The sequence below is a fragment of the Pontibacter sp. HSC-14F20 genome (genome assembly GCF_019599265.1).
In the GTDB taxonomy this organism is placed as follows: domain Bacteria; phylum Bacteroidota; class Bacteroidia; order Cytophagales; family Hymenobacteraceae; genus Pontibacter.
Genome location: NZ_JAHZTC010000002.1, coordinates 269,025 through 283,856, shown reverse-complemented (window position 1 = coordinate 283,856; position 14,832 = coordinate 269,025). Strand labels below are relative to the sequence as shown.

General features: G+C 45.2%; 10 protein-coding genes. 7 read left to right on the top strand and 3 right to left on the bottom strand.

What is annotated here, in order from left to right; translation table 11 throughout:
* Positions 1–7: 7 nt before the first annotated feature.
* From K3G39_RS03840 to K3G39_RS03830, 3 genes are all read right to left on the bottom strand, one after another.
* Positions 8–1,396 carry an undecaprenyl-phosphate glucose phosphotransferase gene (locus K3G39_RS03840; RefSeq protein WP_255593903.1) on the bottom strand — a complete coding sequence of 463 codons (1,389 nt, stop codon included), beginning with the start codon at positions 1,394–1,396 and terminating at the stop codon, positions 8–10.
* A 796-nt stretch (positions 1,397–2,192) separates the two neighbouring features.
* Entirely contained in the window at positions 2,193–3,356 is a 1,164-nt protein-coding gene (locus tag K3G39_RS03835) for a polysaccharide lyase (protein ID WP_370627191.1), read from the bottom strand.
* An 815-nt stretch (positions 3,357–4,171) separates the two neighbouring features.
* On the bottom strand, positions 4,172–5,893 hold the full coding sequence (locus tag K3G39_RS03830) for a polysaccharide lyase (protein ID WP_220624851.1): 1,722 nt from the start codon (positions 5,891–5,893) through the stop codon (positions 4,172–4,174).
* Positions 5,894–6,754: 861 nt separating this feature from the next.
* On the opposite strand from K3G39_RS03830, the gene K3G39_RS03825 reads away from it, so the two are divergent.
* From K3G39_RS03825 to K3G39_RS03795, 7 genes are read left to right on the top strand one after another with little or no spacing between them, the layout of a single operon-like run.
* The gene (locus K3G39_RS03825; protein ID WP_220624850.1) at positions 6,755–7,609 is read left to right on the top strand and encodes an ABC transporter permease; all 855 of its coding nucleotides are present in this window, start codon (positions 6,755–6,757) and stop codon (positions 7,607–7,609) included.
* An 11-nt stretch (positions 7,610–7,620) separates the two neighbouring features.
* Positions 7,621–8,913 carry an ABC transporter ATP-binding protein gene (locus K3G39_RS03820; RefSeq protein ID WP_220624849.1) on the top strand — a complete coding sequence of 431 codons (1,293 nt, stop codon included), beginning with the start codon at positions 7,621–7,623 and terminating at the stop codon, positions 8,911–8,913.
* A gap of 11 nt (positions 8,914–8,924) precedes the next feature.
* Positions 8,925–10,184: a glycosyltransferase family 2 protein gene (locus K3G39_RS03815; RefSeq protein ID WP_220624848.1), complete on the top strand. Its 1,260-nt coding sequence runs from the start codon at positions 8,925–8,927 to the stop codon at positions 10,182–10,184.
* A gap of 2 nt (positions 10,185–10,186) precedes the next feature.
* Positions 10,187–11,806: a glycosyltransferase gene (locus K3G39_RS03810; RefSeq protein WP_255593900.1), complete on the top strand. Its 1,620-nt coding sequence runs from the start codon at positions 10,187–10,189 to the stop codon at positions 11,804–11,806.
* A gap of 9 nt (positions 11,807–11,815) precedes the next feature.
* Positions 11,816–12,823, top strand: coding sequence for a polysaccharide deacetylase family protein (locus tag K3G39_RS03805; protein ID WP_220624846.1), 1,008 nt, complete (start codon positions 11,816–11,818; stop codon positions 12,821–12,823).
* A 7-nt stretch (positions 12,824–12,830) separates the two neighbouring features.
* A complete protein-coding gene (locus tag K3G39_RS03800; protein WP_220624845.1) occupies positions 12,831–13,757 on the top strand; it encodes a glycosyltransferase family 2 protein in 927 nt (308 codons plus the stop codon).
* Positions 13,754–14,797 (top strand): glycosyltransferase, encoded by a 1,044-nt coding sequence (locus K3G39_RS03795; protein ID WP_220624844.1) that lies wholly within the window; start codon positions 13,754–13,756, stop codon positions 14,795–14,797. The genes K3G39_RS03800 and K3G39_RS03795 overlap by 4 nt, the downstream gene beginning before the upstream one ends.
* The last annotated feature ends 35 nt before the right edge of the window (positions 14,798–14,832 follow it).

Genomic DNA, 14,832 nt, shown 5'->3' with positions numbered 1-14,832 from the left:
GGATATTTTAGTATGCACTATTATGTGTCTTTTTACTGAAGATGGTTCTATAGATTATTTTGACATCGAGCCAGAGTGACCACTTTTCCATATACCACAAATCGTGCATCGTTCTCTGCTTGCGCTGCTCGTCTGTTTCGGTTGGGCCTCGCCAGCCATTTACCTGTGCCCATCCTGTGATGCCAGGTTTGAAATAGTGTCGGATCATGTATTTGTCTACACTTTGCTGCAACTTCTGATTCAGAAAACTTCTATGGGGTCGCGGTCCGACTACACTCATGTCTCCCAGCAACACATTCATAAACTGGGGTAACTCATCGATACTATATTTCCTAAGAATGCTTCCCAACTTGGTTATCCTTGGGTCATCTTTTTGAGTAGACATGACCCCACCTGTTGCCGCATCATTCTCACGCATACTCCTGAACTTAAATACTTTAAATGGCCTTCCACCTTTTCCAATCCTGATAGGACAATAGAACACAGGGCCAGGTGAATCCAACTTAATCATGAGGGCCACAGCCATAAATAAAGGTGATAATGCTACAAGCGCAAAGGCGGAGAAAATCTTATCAAAACTGTTTTTCAGAAAGAAGGCATAAGTTTCATCTAGTGGGAGTTGCCTTACGTTAATGGCATCCAGTTCGCCATACCTTGTTACCTTATAGCTATCTCCAAATAGCTCTCGATAATCAGGTATATACTTAACACGCACACCGTGATAATCTGCGGCAGCAACTATGCTCTTGACTTTCTTAGAAACCTTTACCGGTATTGTTATGACGATTTCATCTACCGTATTATTTTGCAGGTATTCGTTTATATGATCTAGGTCCCCTACTACCTTATCCTGCGGCACCACACATTCTTCATTCCTACAATTAATAAATCCTTGCAACTTAACCTGTGACTTATTCTGACGCTGGAGATGCTTTTCAACATTGCCGGCCATATTTCCTATACCTGCTACAAGCGTATACTTGGTATTGCCGGTGTTACTGCGCAAATGGTCAATCGTATTCACTACAAGGATATTTATAGGTATACCAAGTATGGGGAAACCCAGCAAAATAGCTGCTACTATGTTCTTAGTCTCAATTGAAAATGGAAGGAATGTATAGAAGGCAACAACAAAACCAATTAGCAGGATATAGATTTTAATATAATTCACTACCTGCAGGTTCATCCTATTATATTTATATAGTTCAGATTCCTGCAACCTTACCCAGTAACTAATTAAGGTCCAAGTAAACACGGAACCAATTAGCACAACCCAGGCCGTTTGCTGATATTCCTTATCATAGATAAAATAGAAAACGATACATGATATGAGCACGATTTTGAACATATCCGCCCCAAGATACAGTAAGGGAAGTCTTTGTTTCGATTTAATCATAATCTTAAACTAAAATCAAATGAGCAACATACATGTAGGCAGATTTCTCTACAATAATTAGGATGCACTATGTCAGTGGTGAAATTATTGGGGAAGCAGGCAAGCTAAGCTACTTTGGAATGTAAGTTCTTCTATTCCACTGCCTTTTCAACTGCCATTATAAACTTGTATTGATTATGTGTCCTTAAATACCCCATACTTTTAGCGTGTAAAAAATGGTTCTGTATGAGGCACTAACTGGTATTGTAGGTATATTCTTTTCCATAGACTTAACAACGTAATAGTTAAACATTCCTCAACTCTCAGAATTTAAATCTTCTAGGCTTAACAGCTCTTTCTATATATATAAGTAATTATAGAATAAATGTTACATCACAAATAATATTATTAATTATTATTTTATATGAATTTTATATTGAGTATACTTAATTCTAGAGATTTGGGTGCTAACTTTTCGTTTTTATTAGCGAACAACCCTTTTTTAAGGGTGAACGATATTTGTAAAATAAAATGAGTAGATATTTATTTACGAAGCTCTTTCTAACAAGAAAAAAGAAAAATTAGAGTTTTAGAGCCTAGAATTTGAATTATAAGCAGGTCGCCATCTAATCTTGCACTTTAAGAAGCCTGGATACAGATAACATTGCGTAAAGAATATAGTCACTGATGTATAGTGAGCAAAAAGAATAGATCTAAACATACTATATCGAGCACAACTCATAAAAAAAAGAGCAGTCAGCAAATAAGCCAACTGCTCTTTTATAATAGTGCCTGAATCAGGCATTATAGCATAGTATTAATTCTTGATTGAGAAACTATATGTTACCGGCGTACCTACTGTTCCTGTGCCTTTGCTTCCTGAATAAGGAGTAGCAGTCAAGGTATAGTTGCCTGCTGGCAGCGTCAAGTTTCCATAGTAGTAGTTACCTCTTCCATCATCTCCAAAGAGGGCATGTGGTGCAGCGTTATCAATGTAAGAATGCGACTTAGCACCTTTCAAATCAAACTTTACGCTACCTACGCCAGACTTCAAATCAGCGCGGAAATTCAACTTCGTCGTACCCAAAGCACTAAAGCTAAAAGCAGCACCATTTGTCAACTTCATCAAATCTCTTTCTGTACTAGCATTTACCAACGTGATACCAGCAACCTGAGAAGATGTTATAGCGCTTGGATCAGTTGGCGTTGGAGCAGGCTCAGTTGGCTGCGTTGAAACAGTGGTGTTGCTACCAGAAGAGGACATCTCGTTGAAGGAGGCCCGCTCATTGCCCACGCGGATGTTGTCAAAGTAAAGTACACGCTTGGTTGTCGAAGTGGAGCCGCTGTTCCAGGAAGCGCGGTAAATACCAATCTTCCAGTTCGGCATCTTCGTGTCGTACATGTTTCCGCCCTTGTGAGTAAGGATCTTGGTACCATTGCGCCAGATCTCGATCAGGCCGTCAGAGCCGTAAGAGTGAATAAAGTGGAAAACGTATTCCTGCCAGCTGTCTTTGGTAATCTGGCCTAAATCAATATCTTTAAGAGAGTTGGCGTTATTACCGGTGCGCAAAATCAGGCGGTCCTGACGAACGCGCAGCGAGGTAGCCTGCGTGCTACTTGAGGTCTGCCACCACTGGCTGATCAGCTCAGAGCCTGAATCAGAGGCATAGTCTTTGGCAGGGAAGTAAGCCGCAAAGCTGTACCAGCGATCCTTGTTGGTGGCCGGGTCGGCCACGATCACCTCGGCACGCGTGCCGTTGGCTACTTGTGTGTCCGAGCTACGCAGTTCGAAACGACCAGACTTAGCTCCCCGAAACACCGGGTTAGTCGCCATCTGGAAAGAGTAAGAGGTGGAGGCGAATTGGGTGTGGCGTCCGGAGAAGGCTTTACTTCCCTCAAACGTCTCTTCGAATATGTGGTTGGCCGTCGCATTCTGCGAGGCTTCAGCGCTTAGGGCTGCGGAAGGTGAAAGCTCTTCCATTTCTTTTTTCTCGCATGAAAAGGCTAGGGCGCCTGCCAGCATTGGCAGCATCATGTTGCGGAATCTCAATTTCATCTTGTTTTGGCTAAAGTTGAAAATTTAATTGGCTAAAAGTTTAATTAATCCTGGTACTTTCTTTATAAAATCAATCGTTACAATCCTCTTTTGGCTATTAACACTCCTTTAAAATCAGCGAGATCAAGCAATAGTACTTAAACTAACCTCCAATCTCTTATGATCACTCTCGTATTAAAGCATATTTATTTAATGATCAATATTTTAAAGCTCTTATCCAATAGAAAGCAAAACGTTTATTAATTGGATATTTTTCTCAATCGACAGTCACAAATGTAAAGGACTTTTAGCAACTTTTGAAAGCGCTTATACTCAAAAAAAGTGCTTTTCTTAATTATTTCAGATTTATAATAATTTAAATTATATAAAAACACTTGTTTTGCATGTAACTTTATATATTTAAAAAAACAACTATTGAAAATCCATATTGAATTATTGTTTATTAAATTTTAATCCTTTCCAATTCTTTAATGCTTGGTTTCTATATTGAAAATTTCAAAATAGGCTTTCTGAAATAGACAGAATGTTGAATTTTACTCTCCCTTAAGCACAGCCTATGTTAAACATTTGTGGTAACAAAACCTGTCTGTTCTATATAGCAGTTACCAAGATTGGACTTTTCAAAACCATGACACCATATACATTAACTCACTGTCAACTATACATTTATAAAAAAAGCAGCTGACCTTCGGCCAGCTGCTTTAAAGTATTATACCACTTCAGGTATTATTCTGAAAACTCTAGTTCTTAACAGTGAAGGAATAAGTCACTGGTGTACCTGCAGTACCCGAACCGTTGCTGCCTGAATAAGGCGTAGCTGTCAAGGTATAAGTTCCGGCCGGCATAGTCAGGTTACCATAATAGTAGTTACCTCTTCCATCGTCACCGAACAAAGCATGTGGTGCGGCATTATCAGTATACGAGCGGTTCATTGCGCCTTTCAGCTCAAACTTCACGCTTCCTACACCAGACTTAAGGTCAGCGCGGAAGTTGAATTTCTTTGTACCTAACGCGCTGAAGCTAAGTGAGGCACCGTTAGCCAGCTGCATCACGTCTTTCTCAGTATGCGCATCAACCAGTGTCAGACTTGAGATCTGTGAAGAAGTTGAAGTGCTTGGAGGAGTTGTTACTGGCCCAGAAGGAGTTGGAGCAGGTGCTACTGGAGAGGTCTCCGCTGTCGAACCTGAACCAGACTCAACTATATTGAAGCTTACTGTTACCGGAGTACCGGCAGTACCTGAACCATTTGAGCCAGAGTAAGGTGTAACTGTCAGGGTATAGCTACCAGTTGACATAGCGGTGTTACCGAAATAGTAGTTACCTCTTCCATCGTCACCAAACAGCGCATAAGGCGCAGCATTATCAGTATACGTGCGGTTCATTGCGCCTTTCAACTCAAACTTTACGCTACCTACTGTAGTGGGATCAACGTTAGAGCGGAAGTTAAACTTTCTGGTGCGCAGTTCACTAAAACTAAGCGTAGCACCGTTTTTAACGGTCATCACATCTTTCTCTGTTCCAGCATCAACCAAGATGACGCTGTGTGCTCCAGTAGCTGGCACACTTCCAATTGGGTTGGTTTCAGGTGAAGGAGACGGAGAAGGGGTTGGCTCGGTTGGAGCTGTTGGAGTTTCAACTGGAGCAGTAGTGTTGCTACCAGAAGAGGACATCTCGTTGAAGGAGGCCCGCTCATTGCCCACGCGGATGTTGTCAAAGTAAAGTACACGCTTGGTTGTCGAAGTGGAGCCGCTGTTCCAGGAAGCGCGGTAAATACCAATCTTCCAGTTCGGCATCTTCGTGTCGTACATGTTTCCGCCCTTGTGAGTAAGGATCTTGGTACCATTGCGCCAGATCTCGATCAGGCCGTCAGAGCCGTAAGAGTGAATAAAGTGGAAAACGTATTCCTGCCAGCTGTCTTTGGTAATCTTACCCAGATCGATCTCCTTGAGGGAGCTGGCGTTGTTGCCAGTGCGCAGAATCAGGCGGTCCTGACGAACGCGCAGCGAGGTAGCCTGCGTGCTACCTGAGGTCTGCCACCACTGGCTGATCAGCTCAGAGCCTGAATCAGAGGCATAGTCTTTGGCAGGGAAGTAAGCCGCAAAGCTGTACCAGCGATCCTTGTTGGTGGCCGGGTCGGCCACGATCACCTCGGCACGCGTGCCGTTGGCTACTTGTGTGTCCGAGCTACGCAGTTCGAAACGACCAGACTTAGCTCCCCGAAACACCGGGTTAGTCGCCATCTGGAAAGAGTAAGAGGTGGAGGCGAATTGGGTGTGGCGTCCGGAGAAGGCTTTACTTCCCTCAAACGTCTCTTCGAATATGTGGTTGGCCGTCGCATTCTGCGAGGCTTCAGCGCTTAGGGCTGCGGAAGGTGAAAGCTCTTCCATTTCTTTTTTCTCGCATGAAAAGGCTAGGGCGCCTGCCAGCATTGGCAGCATCATGTTACGGAATCTCAATTTCATCTTGTTTTGGCTAAAGTTGAAAATTTAATAATTGGTAATTGTATTTTTACTGCTAAGTATATTTCCCTATAAAGCACTAGCAGCCAGCACTTTTAGTAAGTTCAACAAAAATTTTATCTGGCAATTATCAGTTGCCTACTTTTAAAAGTCTTATCATACACACCCTCCATTTAAGGTTTTACGTCCTCTTGTAGCTAAATCTTAACGAACTTATGACCTTCATTCATTTTGAATATTTTCGTTAATAGCGATTGACAAATGTAAAAGACTTAATCCCAAAAATGAAAACGCAACAACTCTAAAACCTCTAACTTCTCTTAAGTTTCTTGTAAAATATTAGTTAAGCACAAGAAAACGTGTAACTATTTCATATACACTATATAAAACCATTTATTTAACCTCGTCTTAATTTATAACTTTTCAATTATAAAATTTATCAGATAATTAAATATTGACTTATATGTATAACTAAATCAATCTGTTAAGAGACATCATGGGTTTTAGATTTAGAATACCTTATATCATGAAAACAAACTAGATATTTTAGTGCAAATCACACCCTAATCCATAACATAAGATAGATTAGGACTAAACGAATAACTCTTCCGGGTTATTATAGTCAGTGGGGAATCTTTTTCGGATTGCTGATTCAAATTATGGAGGTAGCCCTCTTAATAATGTTCAGATAAGTCTTGTAAAAGGTGGTTTTAGCTATACTGAAAAGACAGATAGGGTAATCCTTTACAGTACATAACAAACCTCAAGAAATTATAGAAGGCTTATCTGAAATAGTCAAGGCTAAACAGAACATTTTGGTCAAATCAGAGTAACAATAGTTATATTATTATAAAAATTTGAAATATGCCTATAGCTACGCAGGAGTGGGAATGGGAGATTGGTAGCAGAACCAGCATATGGAATCATAGTCTTAAGGAGCTTTGGTCATATCGTCATCTGCTTTTTGGTTTAGTAAGGCGCAATTTTATACTCAACTACCAACAAACAGTATTAGGACCTATCTGGATCCTGTTTCAGCCTGCACTGACACTGGTAACATTTGTAATCGTATTTCATAAAATTGCCGGCATTTCTACTGGCACTCTACCGCCTGTTCTATTCTATGCTGCAGGTATAGTGCTTTGGAACTTCCTTAGCGACAGCTTTATCGGCACGGCCAGCACATTCAAGGAAAATGTTCAGGTTTTCAGTAAGGTCTACTTCCCACGTATCATCATGCCTATATCTGTCATTGGCACGCAGTTGCTGCGCTTCGCTATGCAATTGCTTATGCTTCTGGCAATTGTCTTTTACTATAGCATCACGACTGATTTACAGCTGCAGACAGGGCTCTGGCCTTTAGCTTTCCCTGTGGCTATCCTGCTTACGGCAGGCATCAGTTTGGGTATGGGTTTGCTGTTCTCCATTCTCACAGCCAAATACCGCGACTTTTCAAATCTTGTGGCACTGGGCATTCGGCTTCTTATGTTTGTAACTCCGGTTATCTACCCCCTGGCAGCCGTACCGGAGAACATGCGCTGGTTAGTCGAGCTAAACCCTATCACCCCTGTCTTTGAACTATTCCGATTGTCTATTCTGGGGGAAGGCACCCTAACGCTGGTTCATTTCATCTATAGCCTGTCCTTTACAATTGTGTTACTTACAGGGTCTATGCTGCTTTTCAATAAGCAGGGAGATAAACTGATCGATGTAGTCTAAACCTGCGCCACATGCCTGAAACCGTCATAGAAATAGAAAACCTGTACAAGATGTATCGCCTCGGCGTGATCGGCACCGGCTCGTTCAGGCAGGACTTGCAGCGCTGGTGGACTGCCAACATACTCCGAAAAGAAGATCCATTCTTTCAGGTCAATCATGAATACCTGCACAAAGCATCGCCTGATACCATCATGGCATTGCAGAACATCAACCTGGAGGTGAAACACGGGGAGGCAATCGGCATTATTGGCAAGAACGGGTCTGGTAAGTCCACCCTGCTCAAAATAATCTCCCGCATTGTACGCCCCACCCACGGTACGGTACGAGGCATGGGCAAGGTAAGTAGCTTGCTGGAAGTGGGCACGGGTTTTCACCAGGAGCTAACCGGTAGAGAGAACATTTACATCAGTGGGTATATATTAGGCATGAGCAAACCTGAGATCAGGCGCAAGTTTGACGAGATCGTTGCCTTTTCAGGGGTAGAGCAGTTTATCGACACCCCTGTTAAGCGTTATTCATCGGGTATGTATGTGCGACTGGCATTTGCTGTTGCAGCCCACCTGGAGCCGGATATTCTGATCGTGGACGAAGTATTGGCGGTAGGTGACGCTGACTTTCAGAAAAAGTGCCTTGGCAAAATGCGGGAGGTCTCTCAGGCAGAGGGCAGAACGATCCTCTTTGTGAGCCACAGTATGCAGGCCATCAAAAACCTGTGCGACAAAGCAGTATGGTTGAACCAGGGCAAAATGCAGGCATTTGGTCCTTCTGCCGCCATAGTGAACAAGTACCTGACCAGCACCCAGGACGCCCACCTGATGCAGGTATGGCAATCACCAGACGAGGCACCGGGAAATGAACTGGTGCGTATCCGGTCTGTGGAGCTCGAGCCACAGCTTGCATCCCTAGACGCGCCACTGGATATACGTACACCACTTACGGTCAGGGTTCAATTCTGGAACATGCAGGAGGAGTCCGTCCTGAGTATTGGCGTTCATCTGTTCACAGCTGGCGGCGAATGCATTTTTGACCTCCCCTCCCCGGCTGTTACCTGCGCCAAAGGCCTTGTTGAGGGAGAGTGCACGATACCCGGCAATTTTCTAAATGACGGCTCCTATTACGTTTCCATTATCATCGTGCGCGACACCTCCATTTCGCTTTACTACCATGAAGAATGCCTCAGGTTTGAGCTGGAGGATTACCGTGAAAATATTCAGTGGTATGGCAAATGGTGGGGCACTGTGCGCCCTCAGTTTCCCATCCAGCTGCGTCAGGCAGAGATCATGATTCCGCAAGAAGGCATTTAAACAACATCCCTATGCGTAACCATTTACCCTATCAGATCAGCCACATCTACCTGCATGAAGGACTTTCAGCTCCTTCTCTGACCACCCATGATCAAGGCAATTACCTTGTTTTTTGGTGGCATGACAGGGCTTTGGGACATGTTTTTACAGCCCCGCAGCAAAGCTTAACAGAGACAAGCTACCACGACAAACTGATTAAGGCGATTTCGCCTGCCATAGCATTTTATGAGAATCAGGCGAATATGTCTCCAACTGCCTGGAAAGAGGGGATTTATCAAAAAGATTTACACACTTTGGAACCATGGCTGAACAACCTGTTCCCCCCGGTTTCAAAGGATGCTATACCTGATAGGGTGCCAATAGCAGCAGTTATTTGTACCCACGACAGACCTTCTCAACTGCAGAACTGTCTGCGCATGCTGCTGAGCCTGCCTTGCCGCCCGGTAGAGATCATTGTCGTTGACAATGCCCCTTCAAATGATGCATCAGCAGAGGTTGTAAATCAATTCAGGGAGGTAACTTATATAAAGGAGCCCCGCCCAGGGCTTGATATTGCCAGAAACACGGGCGCTAGAGAAGCGCAAGCTCCGATCGTTGCCTATGTGGACGATGATGTCACGGTTCACCCCTTGTGGGCTTTCCAAGTATGGAAGACCTTTCAGGAGCCAGGTATAGCAGCTATGACAGGCCTCGTGATCGCATCTGAATTAAAAACCGAGGCGCAGTTTATTTTTGAAAAGCACTGGAGTTTTAACCGTGGCTACACCGACATCTTTTATACGCCTGATTTTATTCAAGCTACTTTATCGCAGGGTCCGCCGGTCTGGGTGATCGGCGCCGGGGCAAACATGGCCTTCAGAAAAGAGATATTTGAGCAGGTAGGGTATTTTGATGAGCTCCTGGATGTGGGCGCGGCCGGTTGTAGTGGCGATTCCGAGATGTGGTACAGAATCCTGCTCAAGGGGTATACCATACACTACAACCCTTGGGCGATCGCTTATCATGAACACCGCAGGGAGATTGAAGGTCTGAAAAAGCAGATTTTCTACTACATGCGTGGGCACGCCGCCGCTGCCCTGATCCAGCAACGCCAACAAAAGGCGGGCTACATCAGGCACTTGTTCTGGCGATTGCCCAAGCAGTATGCACAACTCTTAAAATCAGGCTTCCCTAACTACCGCTATCGTCACAAAACACTCTTTGTAGAGATGCTCGGTGTTTTGTCCGGACTGAATTATTATTTCAAAAACAGGCAGCAATTCAGACAGTAGGTATGAGCAATACAGGCTCTCAGTTAAATCCGTTGGTGTCCGTTGTAATACCCTGTTACAACCAAGGACACTTTTTGGCTGGAGCAATCGAGAGTGCGCTCACCCAGGACTATCCAACTGTAGAGGTCGTGGTGGTAGACGACGGATCTACTGATATTACGAAGGAGGTAGCAGACTCCTACCGTGCCGTCAAGTATGTACACCAGCCTAACCAGGGGTTGTCTTCAGCCCGGAACACAGGTATAAAGAACGCTTCCGGGGACTTCCTGCTTTTCCTGGATGCAGACGATTGGCTCCTGCCAGGCGCCATAACGACCAATATGTCGTACCTGCAGCGGCATGAGCAACTTGCATTTGTGTCAGGAGCCCACCGTAAAGTGTATGAGGAGGAAGGCCTGGTCAAAGAAGAGGCGTCACAGGTCAGCACAGACCATTATCTGCACTTACTCCAGGGCAACTACATTGGCATGATATCGACCGTGCTTTTCCGTAAATGGGTGTTTTCGGAGTTTCAGTACGATACCATGCTGCGGAACTGCGAAGACTATGACCTATACCTAAAGATAACCAGAAAATACCCGGTTTTCCATCACCAGGAAAATATCGCGGCCTATCGCATTCACACGGCTAATATGTCAAACAACATCTTGGCTATGCTGGGAGGGGTGCTGGACGTACTGGATCGCCAGAGAAAAGAATTGAAGTCTGAAAGTGAGCAGAAGGCTTACCTACGGGGACAGAAAGTATGGAAAAGCTACTACTGCTCAGAATTATGGAAAAGCCTTCGTCAACCCAAAGGCAATGTTTCCGCTGAAAACCTTCAGCTTTTGAAGTTGTACAGACGGCCTCTTTATTATAAGTACATCCTGAAAAAAAACACAGTTATGTTCAGAGCTCAAGTTAAAAAGTACGCGCCAGCCTTCACACTCAGAATGCTGCACAGCTTAGGGCTGTACAACAACCATGTTCCAGCTCCGGGTGCCGTGGCATTGGGGGACTTTGATAGAGTAACACCTTTCAGCAAAGAATTTGGCTATGACCGGGGAGGCCCCGTGGACCGACATTATATTGAGGGTTTCCTTCGCAGCGAATCTCAGCATATACAAGGTAATGTGCTCGAAATCGGCGACAATGCCTATACCTTGCAGTTCGGAGGAAAGCAAGTCACGAAAAGCGATATACTGCATGTGGATTCGACCAACACAACCGCAACCTATACTGGTGATATAAGCAATGCCCCACACATACCTGACAGTACGTTTGACTGCATCATCCTTACCCAGACCTTGCATTTGATCTACGACTTTAAAGACGCAATCCGTACCTGCCACCGGATCCTGAAATCGGGAGGTGTCTTGCTACTGACTGTACCGGGTATTACTCCGATTGATCATGGCGAATGGAAGAATACATGGTACTGGGCTTTTACAGACAAATCAATGCGCAAAGTCATGGACGAAACGTTCCCGGAGAGTCAAGTTAGTGTAGGCACTTTTGGCAATGTGCTGACGGCATCCGCTTTTCTGTATGGTATGGGCCTGCAGGAGGTCCCGCCATCCAAATTAAACTTCCACGATCCGCACTACCAGGTGATCGTGACTGTGAAAGCTCAAAAGATATAGCGCATACCTATGATCCGCCACTTCATACAGAACTACCTGGAGCCGAAAGCGCTTGTACTGATGTACCACCGTATAGCAGCACCGGAAACCGACATCTGGGACCTTGCTGTCAGTCCCGCAAACTTTGAGGAACAGCTACAGGTATTAAGTCAGACAGGAGAAGTCGTGCCCCTGCATGAGCTCGCCGCCAGAGCAAAAGAAAAAAGACGCCGGAAGCGCCTGATCGCACTGTCATTTGACGACGGCTATAGCGACAACTACGAAACGGCAAAGCCGCTGCTGGAGAAATATCGGTTGCCGGCTACCTTCTTTGTGACATCCTGCAACGTAGGAACAGCACGGGAATTTTGGTGGGACGAACTGGAAAACCTTATACTTTACTCAGCGCATCTGCCTGCGACATTTGTCATGGAAGTAAAAGGGGGGCTGATAAAAACAGACCTGAACCAGGAAACTGAAATGTCGGAAGAACTACAGCAGCAGCACATGCACTGGAAAGCATGCCTTACCCTACCGACCACCAGGCGCAGCGAGCTGTTTCTGACATTATGGACGGTAATGCGGGTACTTCCGGACAGCGAAATCCAGGAACTGCTGCAACAGGTCCGGGACTGGACAAAATCGGAAGTAGCACACCGGCCTGCTTTCAAAAGCATGTCAACAGGCCAGCTTGCTGAACTGGCAAATCAGCAGCTTTTTGACATTGGAGCGCATACCGTGACGCATCCTGCTTTGGGGCATCACGGCTTAGATTTTCAGAAGGCTGAAATGGCAGATAACAGAGATTTACTTCAGGAACTGACCGGTAATCGCATCTCACTTATGGCCTACCCCTATGGGCATTACAATACGGCTACCTTACAGGCGGCGGAAGCTGCTTCTTTTGATGCTGCATTTACCACGGAAGGCAGCACGGTTAACAAGCGAACGCACCAGCACCGCATCGGCCGATTCCAGGTGAGCGATATGAAAGGAGTAGCATTTGCAAAAACGCTCCAGAAATGGGTACAAACTTAACACAGCTATGCATACAAACCCTACCCCCCTTGTCTCAGTGATCACAGCTTTCCTCAATGAAGAGAAGTTCATAAGTGAAGCCATCGAGAGTGTCCTGCAGCAGGAATACACGCATTGGGAATTGATCTTAGTTGATGACGGTTCAACTGATCATAGTACCGCTATGGCACAAGCGTATGCAGCACGCTATCCCGGTAAGATTTTCTATCACGAGCACCCGGAACATATCAATAAAGGCCTGAGTGCCAGCCGCAACGCAGGCATAGAACAGGCCCGAGGTAAGCTGATCGCATTTCTGGATGGCGACGATGTCTGGTTCCCCCGGAAACTGTCACAACAGGTCGCTTTATATCAAAAAGAGGATGGGATTGCCATGGTGGCAGAAGCCTCATTGTACTGGTATAGCTGGGAGCACCCGGATCAGCAGGACATTCCTATACCTGTCGGCGCACCTCAGGACAGGGCTTATGCACCCGGAGCGCTCACCTCATACTTGTACCCACTTCACACAGGCGCTGCGCCATGCCCTTCAGGACTTATGCTAACCAAAGAAGCTATTGTGCGGGCCGGAGGTTTTGAGGAGTCATTTACGAAAGAGTTTCAGCTGTATGAAGACCAGGCTTTCCTTCATAAAATATACCTGCAGGAGAAGGTATACATCTCATCTGCCTGCCAGAATATGTACCGGCAGCACACTGGCTCTATTGTACAAAAGGTAAAATCTGATGGTCATTACCACACAGTTCGTCGCTATTTCCTGGAATGGTTGAAAGACTATCTGCACGAGTCGCAACGAGAAGAGAGCACGACAACACGTTTGTTGGAGAAAGCACTTATACCTTACCGCTATCCGCGCCTATATTTTGCAGCGGTCACCTTTCCCTCCAAAGTAAAAGGGGCTGTTAAGAATAGATTAAAGTCAATTGGCAGATGATGTTACCAAAGCTAACGGTTCTGATGCCGGTGTATAACGCCGGGAAGTTTCTGGCAGAAGCTATCGATAGCATTCTGCAACAGACATTCAGGGAATTTGAGTTCATCATCATTGACGATGGCTCAAACGATAACAGTGTGGCCATTATTCAATCCTATGATGATTCCCGCATCAGGCTATACCTGAACGAAGCGAATATCGGCATCTCGGCTACCCTGAATAAAGGTATAGGCCTGGCCAAAACCAGCCTTATAGCCAGAATGGACGCTGATGACATCAGTTATCTGAACAGGCTACAGGTGCAGTATACCTACATGCTGGCCAATCCGGATTGCGCCCTCGTATCGTCCATGGTCAAGGTGATAGGAGAAGACGGCCATTTTATCAGGCAGGACAAGATGAGGAGTGAGCATGTTTACTATAACCTGACTTTCATCTGCTGGTTATACCACCCCACAGTCATGTACCGGAAAGAAGCGGTGCAGGAAGTAGGTCTCTATACTGCTGCTTACTCCGAAGACTTTGAGCTCTTCTGGCAACTCACCCGGCAGTACAGATTCTACAACCTGCCCGAAGTCTTGCTGGACTATAGAGTGACTGATCAGAGCCTGCACCAAGTATTAAAGAAGGAAGAATACGAGTCGGCGCAGCAGCAGCAGGTACTACGCAATCTTCGCTATTATGTAGGCGACCATTATACAATCCCGAGCAGTTTTATCCAATGCTACAGGCATAACTTTGCGCCACTCATCGCAGAGCAGGACTTGGGCCAGTGGTTAAGCTGTATCCGGGAGCTCGATTATATAACACAGTGTATTTTGAAAACGCAAAATCCTAATCTGGAAGTAGAAAGCGTGAAACTGGCAGCTAGGTATAAACGGGAGTTCATCATCAGAGTTCTGATCCAACACCTTCCCCTCCATAGTCAGGTATGGTTTCGAATGAGAATTGAACCAGTGCGCAGCTTGGTAAGGAGCATTAAATCTGTACTCAAAAGCAAGCTCAGGTATAGAAATGCACTATTGCCCACTAAAAACTGAGTATTTAACTAAAATATTCATATTCTATCTTATTA